Origin of the sequence: Prochlorococcus sp. MIT 1306 (assembly GCF_047304515.1) — a bacterium.
GTDB lineage: Bacteria > Cyanobacteriota > Cyanobacteriia > PCC-6307 > Cyanobiaceae > Prochlorococcus > Prochlorococcus marinus_D.
In genome coordinates this window covers 32,824-49,757 of record NZ_CP138959.1, presented here as the reverse complement: position 1 = coordinate 49,757, position 16,934 = coordinate 32,824, and the positions used below count along the sequence as shown (strand labels likewise).

The following is a 16,934-nucleotide window of genomic DNA, read 5'->3' as shown; positions in this document are numbered from 1 at the left end:
AGGGGTAGGTGCAGCGAGACATCCGGCAGAGAAAAGCTGCTTTTGATTCATTCACCCCAACTTGCCAAACACTTCACCCGTGAAATGAATCGTCTGTGGCGTGGTGCTCAACTTGGAATCACGGCTCGGATGCAGCGCAAGCTGGAACAGCAACAGGCGAGTTGTGGGAGCGGCGAGCAGATGGAATGAGAAGAGGGGTTTTGAAAGCCTGAGCGCAACTTAATATGCTGAAAAGATCCAACGGCTAATGGCAGGTTTTGGGAAGCCTAAACAGAATCGAAAGATCAAACGCAAAGAGAGCTCATCAAAAATAGAAGAAGCAATAAGGCAATCACTCGTTGCATACCAACAGGGAGACCTTAGAAGCGCAAAGTCTCTGCTGGAAAAGACAATAGAAGCGCGACAAGAGAATAGCTTTGCGCTAGGGTTTCTAGCAACAATTGAAAGAGCGTTAGGCAATAACGAAAGAGCCTCACAACTTTTCGAAAAATCAATAGATATTGATCAAAACAACCCAGATATTCTCCACAACTATTCTGCTTTATTGCAAGAGAAAGACCCAATAAAAGCGGTCAAGATATCAGACAAAGCGCTAGAGATCTCTCCCGAAAACAGCAGCTATCTCGAGAGGAATGGATATTTAAAATGGAAGGCAGGGGATCTAGATAATGCACTTAAAGCGACAATAAAAGCTATAGAGTTCAAGCCAGATCTCATCGATGCCCACATCAACCTAGGTGCCATCTATAAAGATCTTGGCAACCTTGATCAAGCCCTTGATTCCACCCTTAAGACCCTCGAGCTCAAGCCTAATAACCCCGATGCCCTAATGAACCTGGGCTGGATATACAAAGATCTTGGCAACCTTGATCAAGCCCTTGATTCCACTCTCAAATCACTCAAGTTCAAACCAGACAACCCCACAGCACTGAGCAATCTAAACGTATTTATCGACCAGCTAACTCTCAGTAAAAGCAATGCGCAGAATCTCACAGAAGCATACGAATTACTGATTAATTTAGATAATATCTCACACCGAAAACTATCCAATATTTTTACTCAAGCATTCCTTCCAGCCATCCAAGAGGCTGCCAAATCTGATCCCATCATCTCAGCAGACAATAATGCTCTCAGCAATCTTGCTGCGGATTGGCGGCTAAAAAAATCCCTTACATTATTAATTCCGCCTCATCAAGCTATTGAAAACTTCCTCACACGATTAAGAAAAGAACTTTTAATACTAGCAGCCAATCAGCAAGAAATTCCAAAAAGCCTAAGCGCACTCACGGAAGTTTTAGCCATACAATGCTTCCTCAATGAATATATTTATGTGCAATCACCAGAAGAAGAAGGACTAGTCACTAGGCTCATTCAACACTCAAACGAAAACGAAGATGCGTTCAGCGAATACCTCGCCATCATTGCCTGCTACATCCCTATACATCAACTAAATCTTAACCAAGAATGGTTGAAGCATTATCCAACAAACAACCAGGGAAGAAAGACACTCATTCAGATTCAACTGGAGGAGCCACAAAAAGAAGAAAGCATAAAAGCCTCAATACAAAAGAATTTGGAGATTGCCAACGCAGTTTCATTAAAGGTCCAGGACATGTATGAGGAAAATCCATACCCTCGCTATCGCTATGCAGACCATACCGTAAAGTCACTAGAGAAAAAAATATCAGAATCCATTAGAATTGAATCAACCAAGCATAATCTTCCATTCCCAGAAGAGTTGACTACAGATCATTCATGCCCAAAAGGTCTGATTGCTGGCTGCGGGACAGGATCTCAGGTTATCTCAGCAAGCCGGTACAAGAATGCCTTGATCACCGCAATTGATCTCAGTTCTAAAAGCTTGGCATATGCTATGAGGAAGGCAGAAGAATATGGAATGGAAAATATTAGTTTTAAAATGATAGATCTTATAGATATTGCCAAGCTAAACGAGAATTTTGACATCATTGAATGCAGTGGTGTGCTTCATCACATGGCCGAGCCTGAGAAAGGGCTCTCAGAATTAAATGCACAACTTAAACCTGGTGGCTACATCAAGCTTGGTTTATATAGCGAAGTAGCCAGGCAGGACATTGTCAAAGCTCGACATCAAGTCAAGCAGCTAGGGTTGAAAAGTACAGCAGATGGCATCAGAGAGTTTCGCAAAAAAGTTCTACAAGGCGAATTCAAAGAACTTACAAATCTGCCGAGCCTTGGAGCTGACTTTTACTCACTCTCCGAATGCCGCGATCTCTGCTTTCACGTGCAAGAGCATCGATTCACAACAGAATCACTTCAAAAACTTCTACATCGCCAAGGATTGATTTTCTGTGGCTTCTTGCTGCCTGAGTCAATTCGCAAGACTTACCAAAAACAATATCCTACCGATACTGACATGACATCTCTTGAAAGCTGGGGTGAATTTGAGAAGCAACATCCATCAACCTTTAAAGGGATGTACCAGTTCTGGGCACAAAAACCTGCTTGAGATTATCCCTCTTGAACTTGCTCATAAAACTCTAGAGCTTTGTTGAGCGGATTATCCCTAAGAACCCAAGCACCTGGATTCTAATCAGGTGCTACATAAACAAAAAATCCTCTGCTATAAGCGCAACAAATCTAAGTGGGGAAATGCGCTAAACACTCCAGTTGATTCCTGCGGCAGCTCCCAGCAAAAAAGTTCCGATAGGAATCAGGTATCGACTCTTCTACAACACCCAGATCAGCCTCAAGAATTGGGCTGGCTCATCAAGCGGCTCAAGTGCCCTGAGTATCCCTGAGAACCCAGTCTGAGCATTCCTTCTCAAGCATCAGCACCACAAGTTTGCGGTGATCGACAACAAAAAAATAATCACAGACTCATTCAATTGGAGTCCTGCTGCAGCTCACACAAACGATGAAGTGCTGCTGTTGATTCATTCACCCCAACTTGCCAAACACTTCACCCGTGAAATGAATCGTCTCTGGCGTGTTGCTCAACTTGGAATCACGACTCGTATGCAGCGCAAGCTGGAACGGCAACAGGCGAGGTGTGGGAGCTGTATGAAGAGTGAATAAGCAAAGCCTGTGATTGATCTCAGGTGACTTGAGAGGCTCTGAGAGTGGCTGCGAAATCTCTGTAACCTTGTAAGTCGTATGGAGTCTGAAGGAGTGGCTGATCTGGCAACCATCAAGCAACTCACTTTCGCTGGTCGTCATCAGGAATGCCTACATGCATGCCAGGAAGCACTTAGAGAAGCTCCTGAAGAGCCTCTCTTTTACAAGCATGCGGGAAAGTCATTATTGGCTTTAGGTCAGGTGGAGCAAGCACGGCACTACCTGGTCAAAGCCCATCATCTTGATAAAAAAGACCCTGAAACAGTCAAAGACATTGGGAACTGCCTTAACGCAGTCCATAACTACGAAGAAGCAATCAAGTCATATAAGCATGCGCTTTCCATTGACCCTAATTACTCACCAGCCCTTAATAATCTTGCTATCTATGCCCGGCAGTCAGGACAGATAAAAGAGTCAATTGAACTATTCAACAAAGCGATCAGGTCTCAGCCAGAGTTTTTAGCAGCTTATTTAAATATCTCTGGAAGCTTTAGAGAGTTAGGTCAACTAGACAAAGCACTAACGGCAACACTAAAAGCAATTGAATTAAAGCCTGACCATGTAGATGCTCATATCAATCTTGGCACCATTCTCCAAGAGCAAGGACAACTAGATCAAGCTCTAGCAGCAACACTAAAAGCAATTGAATTAAAGCCTGACCATGTAGATGCTCATATCAATCTTGGCAGCATCCTCATAAGGCAAGGACAACTCGACCAAGCTCTAGCAGCAACACAAAAAGCCGTTGAACTCAACCCCAACTATGCAGATGCTCATATGAATCTTGGCAGCATCCTCATAAGGCAAGGACAACTCGACCAAGCTCTAACAGCAACACAAAAAGCCGTTGAACTCAACCCCAACTATGCAGATGCTCATATGAATCTTGGTGGCATTCTCCTAAAACAAGGAGAACTCGACCAAGCTCTAACAGCAACACTAAAGGCAATTGAGCTAAATCCTAATCTTGCGAATGCCCATATGCATCTTGGCAGCATCCTCATAAGGCAAAGACAACTCGACCAAGCTCTAACAGCAACACAAAAAGCCGTTGAACTCAACCCAAATCATACTGATGCTTACACCCTGCTAGGAATGATCCACGAGATGAAAGGAGATTTGCGAAAAGGCAAGGATCTATTCAATAAATCTTTGGAACTTAATCCATCTAATCTATGGTCATCTTATGAAATGTCAAAAAATCTTGAATCCACTGATGAGGCAATCTCCATTTTGAGCTTAATAAAGCGTGTGCCCATGATGAATCGGTCCTCAAACGATATCATTTGGTTTGGACTCGCAAGCTCTAATTGCCATCACAGGCTCAAGGATTATGGAAATAGTGCAAAATATCTTGTAGAAGCTAATAATGTCAAGATAAAATTATTCCCATCAGCCAAGAGTGAGCTGATTTCCTTGACAAAGGAACTGCTTGGGGAAGTCAATGAGCAATCCTTTGCTAGCTCAAGCTCTGGTGAAGGAAGAATATTTATTGTAGGGATTCCTCGTTGTGGCTCAACATTAACAGAGTCAATTCTTAGCATTAATCCATTAGCGTTAGGCCTTGGAGAGACAGGCGCATTGCCCCAGGCGGCGAATGAATTAAGATCTCACAATCAGAATTTGACCCCTAAAACACTAGAAGGTCTATACTTGAATATACTGAATATTTCCTTAACAGCAGACAGCATAACCCTCGACAAGAATCTTTATAATTACATGCATGCGGGAATTGTTGCATGTAACATGCCAGCAGCAAAGATCATTCACTGCCGGCGAAACCCACTTGACAATATTCTCTCGCTGTATAGATCCAATCTTCAAGGGAATAACTATACATGCTCGCTTGAAGATTCGGCAGAAGTATTGATTAGCCAAGAGCAAGCAATGCTACATTACAAGCGTCTATTCCCTGCTAGCATATATACCCTCAACTATAAGGATTTAGCCAATCATCCGCGGGATGAAATCCAGAGATTGCTTTTATGGTTAGGATGGGAATGGGATGAATGCTATCTTGAACCAAACAAGAGCACTCGGACTATTCACACTGCTAGTGTTATTCAAGCTCGCCAGCCAATTAACAATAAATCAGTTGGGGCCTGGAAAAATTACGCAGAGATGCTGGAGCCTGCAAGAAGAATTCTGATTGAAAGTGGATTGTTTGATGATGAGATCTAGTCAGATATTTTGTAACAGAAGAGAATTGCAGATTGTCCTTTGTTCAGTCTGATTTTTAGCAATTTTTTGCTTGCCTAAATCTTCTCTCGCCTAACTCTAATCAGTAGCCTAGGCAGACGATGATTCAATTCTTCTAGTCAAGTATTTAAAAAATTAATCTGTCTCACAATTACCCATCAAAGACTTCCTATTAGAAAGAAAGATTTTGGCCGCCTGTCCCAAATTCAAGAAAACTTCCTGGCTGGTCACGTTGCAAGATCAGTTCACCGATCGCAAAGCCTGAGCCACAATCAGCTCATCCAGGGCAGAATGCCACCATGAGCCCGCTCAAAATCCATCCGGCCTTGGCCATACTCGGCCTGTTTGTCATTTCTGCACCTGCTGCACGCAGCGAGGTGGAATACATTCCGTTCCCAACCAGAGAGGAGCTGCGCAGCATCCAGCTTCAGGCCTATGCCTGCTCTCGAGACAATGATGCGGAAGCCTGCAGCAGCACCCGAGAATTGATCGATCCTTTACTAGACCACCCCCGTTTGCCATCCTCTTGCAAGGATGTCGTCTGGGATTTGCTTCAGGTGGCCAACAAGGTCCCTAAAAACAGCTTCCAGCGCAGGGATGCCATCGATCAGCCCGCTAAACGACTCTCCATCATTTGCATCAATCCAGCAAAACAAACAACTCCTAAGCCTTCCCAACAAGGTGGCCTAGCCCCCCAACAAAGCTGAACCAGTAATGCATGCATCAAGCAATTGATGTGAAGATCATCATGATCACCTACTACCTCAATGAAATGCGAATCTGCTGGCCTGTTTCAGGCTGTTTAAGAGCAACCCCAAATCCTGAACATCCAGGAGATGGCTCCCAGTCATGAACCTGAAGTCATACCTAAGCTCAACAATCAAGGTTCGATAGAATCAGTGTCGAGTAAATCCAACAATGTCTCTGCTGTCGTCGTCATCTGAGCAAGACTGAACTCTCCTTCTTGAGAGGCAACTTGAGCCGCCAATTTGCACAATGAGGACGACCGACCTGTTGCGCTGCAGCTCATGGTGAGATCGAGCAGGGCATTTGTTAGCTTTCCGCGCAGGCAGCTTTCACTGCCGGACCTCACAATCACAGCCTCAGCAGCTGAACGCGTGACCTGTTCGGCTTGCGGATAAGGGATCTGACGAATTCCTTTAAACGCCATCGACGGAGTTGTTAAAAACAGCATGGCACCAGCCAAAGCCAGCCCATAGGCTTGGCGGCCCATTCCCCAACAACTGAGCTGCATCTCAGCTCCTCTCAATGATCTTTGCGAACACTAGCCGCGAGAACTGGAGGGGGCCAAAACAGAATCGATGATTGCGTTTGATTAGGTTCGATTAAGAACTGCCTTCGTCTCTGATGACCATCTCGGCCCAGACGGGACCCACACAGCGCCAGGTACATCTGAACACACCCTTCAACGACCAAAAACCAGGGACCTCCGGCCTACGCAAAAGCAGCAAGCAATTCGAACAAACCAATTACCTGGAGAGCTTCATTGAAGCAATCTTCCAAACCCTTCCTGGCGTTGAGGGGGGGACTCTGATCTTGGGGGGAGATGGTCGCTACGGCAATCAGCGCGCCATTGATGTGATCCTGCGTATGGGTGCTGCTCATCGCCTAAGCCGAGTGATCACCACCACAAACGGCATTCTCTCCACGCCGGCAGCATCCCATCTCATCCGTGCCAATAAGGCCATCGGAGGAATCATCCTTTCCGCGAGCCACAACCAAGGCGGTCCAGATGGCGACTTCGGCGTCAAAGTCAACGGTGCCAATGGTGGTCCAGCGGCCGAATCACTCACAAACGCGATCTACGCATGTAGCCAAGCTTTAGAGAGATACAGCCTTGTCGATGCAGACGTAATCCCACTTGAAACCCCCGGCCACCATGCCATCGGTGCCATGGCTGTAGATGTGATCGACGGCGTTGAAGACTATGTAGAGCTAATGCAGAAGTTGTTCGACTTCGAGCGCATCAAGGACCTCATCACAACCGACTTCCCAGTCGTGTTTGATGCCATGCATGCTGTCACTGGTCCCTATGCACAACGGCTACTGGAAGGACTTCTCGGTGCCCCAACTGGCACTGTGCGCAACGGAGTTCCGCTTGAGGATTTTGGTGGAGGCCACCCAGATCCCAACCTCACCTACGCCGCTGAACTGGCAGACCTCCTCCTCAATGGCAAGGCCTACAGCTTCGGTGCCGCCTGCGATGGTGATGGCGACCGCAACATGATCCTGGGCAGAGGTTGCTTCGTTAACCCAAGTGACAGCCTTGCAATCCTGGCTGCTAATGCCAACGTTGCACCGGCATATGCCGATGGGCTTGCTGGTGTGGCCCGCTCCATGCCCACGAGCGCCGCAGTGGATGTTGTGGCCAAAGAACTCAATATCGACTGTTTTGAAACTCCCACCGGGTGGAAGTTTTTCGGCAACCTGCTTGATGCAGGTCGAATCACCCTCTGTGGTGAAGAAAGCTTCGGCACTGGCAGCAACCACGTGCGTGAGAAGGATGGACTATGGGCAGTGCTCTTCTGGCTACAGATCCTGGCAGCGCGACGGTGCAGCGTCGCTGATGTGATGACACAGCATTGGAGTCGTTTTGGACGCCATTACTACTCCCGTCATGACTACGAGGCGATTGCTAGTAAAAATGCTCATGGTCTTTACGACCGGTTGGAGAGCATGCTTCCTCGACTAATCGGTCAACCATTCGCCGGGCGCCAAGTGAGCCAGGCGGACAATTTTAGATATAGCGATCCTGTGGATAGCTCAGAGACACAATCTCAGGGTCTACGCATCCTGCTGGAAGACGGCAGCAGAGTCGTGGTTCGACTCTCAGGCACCGGCACCAAAGGTGCCACATTACGCGTTTATCTAGAGCGCTATGAACCTAGTCATGGCAACTTAAATCAAGATCCCCAGCATGCTCTAGCCGATCTCATCAATGGCATCGATGCGCTTGCCGAAATTCAAAAGCGCACTGGGATGCAACGACCAACGGTGATCACTTGATCTCAGCGCAGCCACCACTCCCGTTGGCGGCGGTGATACTCCGCCTCGGTGCTGCTTTGTTGCAGCTGGCGCATGCTTTCAATCACCACTGCTCCAAGAGCTCCAGAGAGCGTGACCATGATGAAAAAAAGGTTCAGCCTCTGACTGTGAATGTCTACAGGAGTGTTTGAGATCACCGTACGCAAAAAGAGGGCAACAAGACCTCCGAGTAAGAACCCCACCAGCAGCGCTATCAATATCCTCGTACCGCTGAAGGGCTTGTTTCTTATTGAGCGAGAGCGGTTCATTGGTTTATCCCTGCCCAGAGGGGTCTCCCGAATTAAGTAAATTAGTGTTGCCTTGTTCTGTATCACTAAAGGTGCCTACAAGAGCTTTAACAACGACATAAAAGACAGGCACAACAAACAGCGAAAGGAAAGTGGCAACCAAAAGGCCACCGAATACAACCGTGCCAAGAGAAGCTTGGCTGCGGGCTCCTGCTCCGCTAGCCAAAACCAACGGCATAAAGCCAAAAAGAGACGAAATAGCAGTCATAATGATGGGCCTAAGTCTCGACTTGGCTGCCTGCCTTGCTGCTTCAAAGGCCGTAACTCCCTCAGCCATGCGTTGATTAGCCAAATCAACAATCAAGATCCCATTTTTGGCAGCTAGACCAATCAGCATCACAAGGCCAACCTGTGCATAAATGTTGAGAACCTCGCCACGCAATGACAGAAACAACAAGGCTCCAAGCATTGCAGTAGGAACTGTCATCAAAATAATCAGAGGGTCTGCATAACTCTCGTATTGAGCTGCAAGCACGAGATAAACCACCAGAATTCCCAATGCAAAAATCACAACAGCTAGTGCACCAGCTTTTACTTCCTCTCGAGATATTCCTGTCCAATCAAATCCGATGCTGTTAAGATTCTGAGCTGCAAAAAGCTCCTTCATACCATTAATTGCCTGCCCCGAGCTCTTACCAGCAGCAGGTGATCCTTCTATTTTTATCGATCTGTAAAGGTTAAAGTGAGAGATCACACTTGGCCCAACAGAAGGTTCAACTGTTAAAAACTCCGAGAGCTGAATCTGCTCACCCGCACGATTCTTAACGTAAATTGAAGCTAGCTTTTCAGGAGCAGACCGACCCAATTCATCGGCCTGAACATAAACACGACGAACCTTACCTTCCTGGAAGGTATCATTAACATAGGCGCCTGCAAAATTAGCGCTAAATACACGCATTGCAGAGCTGAAGTCAACATCAAGAGAGGCCATAATGTCCCTATCGACCTCAACTCGTAGCTGCGGAGATTCAGGAGAGAATAAAGTCCTTACACTGCTCAACAATGGACTTGCATTCGCCTGCTGAATAATTTGACCAGCCGAGGCAAAGAAGTTATTTAAGCCATAAGCACCTCCACTCTTGTCAAGTAATTGGAACTCAAATCCACTGCCAATGCCGTATCCAGGAATCGCAGGTGGCTCTACAACAAAAATCCTCGCGCCATCAATTGCCCCAAAGAACTTCTGATTTAGCCGTCCAACAATTGCATCAGCAGCTTGATCACGATTTTTCCTCTCATCCCAATTACGCATCCCAATAAAAAACAATCCTTTATTAGGGCTATTGCCATCAAAACTTGCTCCACTAAAAATTGCTGCTGAAGTGATATCGGGTTCGCTGCGCAATATCTCAGCAACTTGCTGATTAATCTTCTCGGTGACCTGAGTAGACACACCTTCTGGGGCCTGCAACACGCCGATGGCATAGCCCTGGTCTTCAGTAGGCACAAATCCACCTGGAATCGCTGTAAAAGCAACCCCGGTAAGCAGAACGCCTACCGCAAGAATTCCCATCACAAGAGAACGGCGGCCAAGAACCCACTCGAGCAGATCGGCATAGCGCTGCTCAAAGACGGAATAAATGCGATTGAAATGACTAAAAATCCATGGTGTATACCAACCCAAGGTCAAGCCAAGGCCAGCGAATAAAACGACTGGAAAGGGATTTGAAACTCCTGCGATGAGAAGGCCAATCACAGCCCCTGCAACAGAAAATGGCAGCCTCAACGAACGGCCAGTGAAGCGAGACAGCACAAAGCCAAGAATTGCAGCCATTGCTGTAGGGATCAAGGCCAGAGCCGCACCACCACCAACAACTAATAGTCCGTATATAAACCCAATGAATGCACCAGAAATTGCATATGTATTGCGTCCCGGAGCTGTGCCTTCCCGGCCCAAAAGCAAGGCAGAAAGCATGGGAGAAAAAGTTAAAGCATTAAAGGTAGAAATCGCGATAGCGAAAATAATCGTTGCTGCAAACTGCTTGTAGATCGAACCCGTAGCGCCAGGGAAAAACAACACTGGCAAAAAAACTGAGAAAAGAACCAATGATGTAGCAATAACTGCAGAAAAAAGATCATCCATTGTTGACTTCGCAGCTTCCAAGGCAGTCATCCCTGTTGCTTTCTTGGTTGAGGTATCTTCAATCACTGTGATTGCATCATCAACCACTAATCCTGTAGCAAGAACCAATCCAAATAAGGTGAGCTGGTTGAGCGAAAAGCCAAACCCTAAAACCAGAGAAAATGTTCCAACAAGCGCAACAGGGATGGCAATAGCAGGCACCAAAGTAGCTTTCCAATTCTGTAAAAATACAAACAGAATAAGAACCACCAAAATGATCGCATCTCTAAGCGAATTGGTCACTCCATTAATTGATGCATTAATAAAGTCTGTATTGTCATAGATTTTCTCCATATTCATGCCGACAGGCATTTTGGCGGTAAATTCTTCGAGAACATCTTTTACTCCACTGGAAACCTCAAGAGCATTGCTGCCACTCAATTGATAAACAGCCATACTCACAGAAGGGACTCCCTGCAAATCCGTAGCGCTGTTGGAATAGCTTTCACCACCAAGCACAACACGACCGACATCACTAAACCTCACTAATCCACCATCTTCTGTGGTCCTAACGACCATATTTTCAAAGTCTCGAATGCTCACAAGGCGGCCATTTAATTGCACAGGAAAAGTAAATATCTGCCCTTCTGCAGATGGTTCACCTCCTATATTCCCAGCAGGAACCAAACGGTTCTGGCTTTCAATCGCCCCCATTACATCCGCTGAAGTCAGGCCAAAGACCTCAAGCTTTTCATTGTCCAGCCAAAGCCTAAAAGCAACCTTACGGTTACCAAAGTAGGACACTTCACCTACTCCCTTAACCCGCTTAACTTCGTCCGTTAGGCCCAGATCTAGCAGCCCACTAATCGTTTCTACACTATATTCAATATTGCTTGGATCTTCACTAACAAAATTATAAAGAAGCAAGATAGAATTGGAAGCCTTATTAACACTCACCCCTGCCTTGCGCACTTCTTCCGGCAACTGTGGCTCTGCCAGCGCAACCCTGTTCTGAACATTAACTTGATTAATGTCGCTATTACTACCACTTTCGAACGCAACAGCAATCGAGCTCACCCCATCAGCCGAGCTTGAGGAAGTTAAATAGTCCATATTCTCCACACCATTAATCTGCTGCTCCAGCACACTGGTCACACCCTGCTCAACCGATTCAGCATCGGCACCGGTGTAAATTGAATTTACTTTTACTGTTGGCGGAGCAATATCCGGAAGCATTTCAACTGGCAAAATAGGGATAGATATCAGTCCCGCAATGACGATCAACAAACTGCAAACTGTTGCTAAAACAGGTCGCGTAATAAAGTTATTTGATGCAGACATCTATTTGCCTCAGTTTTTAACAGAAACAGGCATGCCATGTCTCAATTTCAAAAGATTTGTTGTGATCACCTGCTCGCCAAGTTTGAGCCCCTTTGTAACTGCATAGTGCTGCTTCTGTAATTTTCCCAACGTCACAGGGGTCTGCAAAGCAAAACGTGTGGAAAGGGGTAACTTACGAAGTTTATCAAGAGAAACATTGCCAGAAAAAGCCTCAAGCTCTTTGAAACTTCCCACTCGATAAACAAAGCTCTGGCCCGAAGTTTGTGTTACCGCAGCAAACGGAACAGACAACTCCTCTCTAGTATCCAATTGAACCCGCGTTCGCAAGCGCTGGCCATTTCGCAACGATCCATTACCATTCTCAAAGGCTGCCTTCACTAGTAAGCCCTGGGTAGTTCTATTTACAGTCGGGCTCACAGAATTAATTTCACCAGTCGCCATCACATCTGACGATCCAGTCTTGCTGAGAAAGACAGGCAAGCCAATCTTGATCCGATCAGAGAATGTGGCAGGCACCTCAACTCGAGCAAAAAGCCAGTTGTTTCTGATCAATTTGGTAAATGGATCACCAGAACGGATAACATCTCCAACCTTGACTTCAACATCAGCCACAATCCCTGAAATTGGAGAACGCAAATTGCTATATGCAAGCGTTGCTTCTGTGGCTTTTACCTTTTCTCGAGAGGCGATGTACTGGGCCTTGTATTCATCTCGATCCAATGCCGAAGCAGCTCCTTGAGGGACCAAGAATTCATATCGCTGCCAATTGAGTTTGTTCTTCTGCTCCTGAGCTTTGAAATCTGCCAATTCCGCACGGATCTGAGCTTGGTCAAGCACAACCAACATCTGACCAGGCTGAACCTGATCACCCTGATCAATCTTTAACTCAATAATTCGACCAGAAGCTTGTGCAGCAAGATGCACCTCATCCTTCGCCTCCAAGGTGCTCACCGTATCGATATCGTCCGTGAATTGAGCCGTCGTCACAGGTATCTGGCTGACGGTAATCGGCGAGAAAGGTATTTTCGCCTTGCCACAGGCGCAAAGCAACAGCACCGTAAAAACGACAAGAGCGCGCTGCTGATTCGGCACTAACGACTTGTTCAACAGCCTGATTATGGAAAGTTTCCAGCTCACGACAACAAGTCACCCCCTAGCGCAAGAATTGTCCACCAGTGCCAGAGCTCATTGGATCAAGATCTGTTCACATACCAGGGAGATCAGGAGCTAAAGCGCCATGCACCACTAGCTGATCGCCTGCGCCCTAGAACCCTGGAGGAATTTGTTGGCCAGGGTTCGATCCTGGCGGAAGGACGTCTCCTACGCCGAGCCATTGCTGCCGATCGTGTAGGCAACTTGCTGCTACATGGCCCTCCAGGTGTTGGTAAAACCACCCTGGCCAGGATTATCGCTGGCCACACCCGTGCCAACTTCAGCAGCCTCAATGCTGTTCTGGCAGGGGTTAAAGAACTTCGCCAAGAAGTAGATGCAGCCAAGCAGCGGCTAGAGCGACATGGCTTACGCACCATTCTGTTCATCGACGAAGTACACCGCTTTAACAGTGCCCAACAAGATGCCCTACTGCCCTGGGTAGAGAACGGCACCGTGACACTGATCGGTGCCACCACGGAAAACCCCTATTTCGAAGTCAACAAAGCGCTGGTAAGCCGCTCCAGGCTGTTCCGACTACAGGCCCTCGAGACTGAAGATCTTCATCGCCTCCTGAAACACGCTCTTCAAGATTGCGAGCGGGGCTATGGCGATCGTCAGGTGATGCTCAGCACAGCAGCTGCAAACCATCTCGTCAATGTCGCCAACGGCGATGCTCGCAGTCTGCTCAATGCTCTCGAACTCGCTGTGGAGAGCAGCCGTCCCAATGAACAGGGCTCAATCCATATCAACCTTGCCATCGCTGAAGAATCAATTCAGGAGCGGGCAGTTCTCTACGACAAGCATGGGGATGCCCATTTCGACACCATTAGTGCCTTCATCAAATCCCTACGAGGCTCAGATGCCGATGCAGCTCTGTTCTGGCTAGCGCGCATGGTGGAGGCTGGTGAAAACCCACGCTTCATCTTCAGACGCATGCTCATTGCCGCTGGAGAGGACATTGGCCTCGCTGATCCCCAGGCGATCGTGGTTGTAGAAGCCTGTGCTGCAGCCTTCGAGCGAATCGGCCTACCGGAGGGTCTCTACCCCCTCGCACAAGCCACCCTTTACTTGGCCTGCGCCGAAAAAAGCAACAGTGTGCTGGGTTTCTTCGAAGCCCTACGCACGGTGCGGGAGGCCCAGCATCAAGACGTCCCCAGCCATCTCCGCGATTCCCATCGTGACGGAGCAGCATTTGGAGATGGTGTCGGCTACCGCTACCCCCATGCTTTTGCGGAACACTGGGTTTCACAGCAATACCTACCCACCTCCATGCAAGGAGAAGTCTTCTGGCAACCGAGCCAAAAAGGCTGGGAAGGGCACCGGCGCCTGCTCATGCTGGAACGAAGGGCAGCACAGCTCGCCGCAGCAAGCGAATCAGCCCAGGAGAACCCATTGCTCGTTAGCAGTGGTCCAGAAACCCCTGAACTAGAGAGATGGGTGCAACGCCAGCTCAGCCAAGATGGAGAACGCCTCAACCACCTGCGCGAACGCCTCTGGTCTGGAGTGACTTGCCAACGCCACCATCGAGTTCTGATGATCGGCGGACGCTCCTTGCTCTGGGCACTCGATCCGCTTCAAGCAGTGCCTGAAGGCGGTGTCACAATCCTCTGCTCAACAGCGCAGGATCAGGCGCGCCTAATCGCTCAGCTCGATCTGCTCGACCCAATCATCCGCCCTGAACTGATCGATGGAAGCAGCGATGCACTCCAAGACTTACCAGCAGAACATCAGTTCGAATGGATTGGGGGACGTCTCTCCAGCCAAGACATTGCAGGTACAGAACAGAAGAAACTTTGGAGCCTCATCAGCCAGCGATGCACCGATGAAACCGGTCTAAGGCTCCTGATCAGCCATGCAGACATCGGGCCGGCCGAGGCCCTACTGCAATTACTAGAGAGCAAAGGAGCCAATCCTGCGGAGAGAAACCTGCTAGCACCACTCATCGCTCGCGAAAAGATCTGGCTTGAAAGTCAGCGCCTCGATTCCCTCCTTGCACAAAACCTGAAGGAGTGCGGCTGGCAGCTGACCTGGGAGAGATGGGAGGAACTCCTGACGTTGCAGGTGGATGAGGGCCTTGAGCATCGCTGGCTCAGCGAAGGGAAACCCTACCGAGACCTCGTAGCGAACAATGCATCGTTAGAGGTTCTGGAAAACCTGACGCTCATGCTCAAGCGCACGCGAGGACAACAACTACCCCAACGCCTGATCCATCAACGCATCATCGGCAGCCGCAGACTCCACTAACACTGCCAAGGCATCGGGAAGACCAACAGCAATAAAAAAAGCCCCGGCGATGCCGGGGCTTGAGAGTTGTGATCAAAAACGGATCACCAAAGGCCACGAATGGGGGACGAGCTGTAGGACGACAAATCGTTAGAAGAAGTCTGCCCTGTTGTCTTGCCGCCATAAATCCATCTGGGAGCAAGCTGATTGGCCTGCACACAAGCAGGAAGGAAAACATACCAAGACAACAGGGAGGTGCACTGAGCGTCGCCCTGGCACTTGCCATCTGCACAAACATTCTGGCTGCCGTCAAAGGTGCCACAGGTGTCGGCAAGACGGAAAGCAACAGGCAGGTTTGCCATAATCCCCTGTGAAGAGATGCTGCCATCAGCAGAATCAGCAATGATGGCTGCACGAAGGCCCTGCACAGCCGTAGCGGTCATCTTCCAGTAAGGGAAGTAGCTCTTGGTCTGATTCTTAAGGAAGACAACCCCATCATCGGAGTAGAGGAAACGAGTCACGTCGATCACGTCGACGTCATAGGTTTTGGTCATGCCCTGCTGAATTTCATCAGCAGACCAACCTGAGCGGTCAATTCCTTGGTCAAGAGCCCGATCAAGATTAGTCTCACCAGTGCTCAAGAAAGTTTCAAAGTCGTTGGAGGTCGTGGTCCAAACAGCACCACCAGAGTTCCAGCGAACGGGTGAATTGGTACCTGCCTGCGCGGGGATGGCTAGGACCGACAAAGAGGCGCCGGCAAGCAAACCGGCAGCAAGACGATTGAACACGGACGATTGAGAATAGGTATCCAAATTAAACTAGCTGCAAAAGATAGATTCGCCAACAGATCTGATTGCCCTGTTCCAAAATCACACTTTTGGCAGCACTTCAGGCCGTAATCAAACTCGTCTTGCACCAAGGCTGAAAGATCGCGAATCTCCTCGTGCCCCAATAATCAAGAATCCCAATCAAGTTGATGTCGCAATATTCAAATGTTTTTTAAAGGCAAAAATTCACTCCATCCATCTGGGCAACTACCCAAAAAGGGTTTCTTCAACCTGGAAACATTGCCTCTGCAATGAAGTCTCTCGAGCCTAGTGCCGCTGCTGTCACGACGAACAATGGCTAAATAGGCTTCCTCACCATGTTGAGGAGCCAGCCACAACATGGTGAGGTTTTTTGATCGTTGCACATGTGCGATGAGAGGTTCTCCGACAGTCAGGCCCAGCTCATCCAACGACGAGGCAAACTCACCCCAATAGAAACGTGTCATCTGAGCTCGGGTGAAAGACAACAACAACGCTTCGGCCTCGCTGCGCAGGTTGAGAGTGGCCTCCCGTTCCGCCAAGCGAGACGTCACATCTTCACCACTCGACCAAGTTCCAGAAACCATGAGCGCCTGCTCCTGATGCATCCCCAACAAACCCATCACTGCCAAAAGGACTGCGGCTACAAGCGATGGGGCTTTCTGTGAGCTCAGCATGCCGAGCATGAGCGTCTCAACAATG

General features: G+C 48.2%; 11 protein-coding genes and 1 pseudogene. 6 read left to right on the top strand and 6 right to left on the bottom strand.

Annotated features, from left to right (window positions below):
* Window positions 1-247 precede the first annotated feature (247 nt).
* From SIB74_RS00230 to SIB74_RS00215, 4 genes and pseudogenes are all read left to right on the top strand, one after another.
* Complete coding sequence (locus SIB74_RS00230; protein ID WP_074159111.1) at window positions 248-2,488, top strand: class I SAM-dependent methyltransferase; 2,241 nt, start codon at window positions 248-250, stop codon at window positions 2,486-2,488.
* A gap of 326 nt (window positions 2,489-2,814) precedes the next feature.
* Window positions 2,815-3,057 (top strand): annotated as a pseudogene (locus SIB74_RS00225) (phospholipase D-like domain-containing protein); the annotation flags it as partial.
* A 93-nt stretch (window positions 3,058-3,150) separates the two neighbouring features.
* Entirely contained in the window at window positions 3,151-5,277 is a 2,127-nt protein-coding gene (locus SIB74_RS00220; protein ID WP_413681757.1) for a tetratricopeptide repeat protein, read from the top strand.
* Between the two features lie 317 nt (window positions 5,278-5,594).
* Window positions 5,595-6,002 carry a hypothetical protein gene (locus SIB74_RS00215; RefSeq protein ID WP_063395272.1) on the top strand — a complete coding sequence of 136 codons (408 nt, stop codon included), beginning with the start codon at window positions 5,595-5,597 and terminating at the stop codon, window positions 6,000-6,002.
* A 173-nt stretch (window positions 6,003-6,175) separates the two neighbouring features.
* On the opposite strand, the gene SIB74_RS00210 is transcribed toward SIB74_RS00215, so the two are convergent.
* Complete coding sequence (locus tag SIB74_RS00210; RefSeq protein ID WP_063395273.1) at window positions 6,176-6,550, bottom strand: hypothetical protein; 375 nt, start codon at window positions 6,548-6,550, stop codon at window positions 6,176-6,178.
* A gap of 113 nt (window positions 6,551-6,663) precedes the next feature.
* On the opposite strand from SIB74_RS00210, the gene SIB74_RS00205 reads away from it, so the two are divergent.
* The gene (locus SIB74_RS00205) at window positions 6,664-8,322 is read left to right on the top strand and encodes an alpha-D-glucose phosphate-specific phosphoglucomutase (protein WP_063395274.1); all 1,659 of its coding nucleotides are present in this window, start codon (window positions 6,664-6,666) and stop codon (window positions 8,320-8,322) included.
* A 2-nt stretch (window positions 8,323-8,324) separates the two neighbouring features.
* Here the strand turns inward: SIB74_RS00205 and SIB74_RS00200 are convergent, their stop codons facing one another.
* The 3 genes from SIB74_RS00200 to SIB74_RS00190 are packed head-to-tail and all read right to left on the bottom strand — an operon-like array spanning window position 8,325 to window position 13,188.
* The gene (locus tag SIB74_RS00200) at window positions 8,325-8,609 is read right to left on the bottom strand and encodes a hypothetical protein (RefSeq protein ID WP_063395275.1); all 285 of its coding nucleotides are present in this window, start codon (window positions 8,607-8,609) and stop codon (window positions 8,325-8,327) included.
* 4 nt (window positions 8,610-8,613) lie between these two features.
* Window positions 8,614-12,051 (bottom strand): efflux RND transporter permease subunit, encoded by a 3,438-nt coding sequence (locus tag SIB74_RS00195; protein ID WP_063395276.1) that lies wholly within the window; start codon window positions 12,049-12,051, stop codon window positions 8,614-8,616.
* Window positions 12,052-12,060: 9 nt separating this feature from the next.
* Window positions 12,061-13,188, bottom strand: coding sequence for an efflux RND transporter periplasmic adaptor subunit (locus tag SIB74_RS00190; protein WP_063395277.1), 1,128 nt, complete (start codon window positions 13,186-13,188; stop codon window positions 12,061-12,063).
* Between the two features lie 51 nt (window positions 13,189-13,239).
* Between SIB74_RS00190 and SIB74_RS00185 the strand changes: the two genes are divergently transcribed.
* Window positions 13,240-15,447: an AAA family ATPase gene (locus tag SIB74_RS00185; RefSeq protein WP_063395278.1), complete on the top strand. Its 2,208-nt coding sequence runs from the start codon at window positions 13,240-13,242 to the stop codon at window positions 15,445-15,447.
* A gap of 83 nt (window positions 15,448-15,530) precedes the next feature.
* Here the strand turns inward: SIB74_RS00185 and SIB74_RS00180 are convergent, their stop codons facing one another.
* On the bottom strand, window positions 15,531-16,214 hold the full coding sequence (locus SIB74_RS00180; RefSeq protein ID WP_231906000.1) for a protein phosphatase: 684 nt from the start codon (window positions 16,212-16,214) through the stop codon (window positions 15,531-15,533).
* A 200-nt stretch (window positions 16,215-16,414) separates the two neighbouring features.
* The gene (locus SIB74_RS00175; protein WP_063395279.1) at window positions 16,415-16,918 is read right to left on the bottom strand and encodes a hypothetical protein; all 504 of its coding nucleotides are present in this window, start codon (window positions 16,916-16,918) and stop codon (window positions 16,415-16,417) included.
* Window positions 16,919-16,934: the final 16 nt, after the last annotated feature.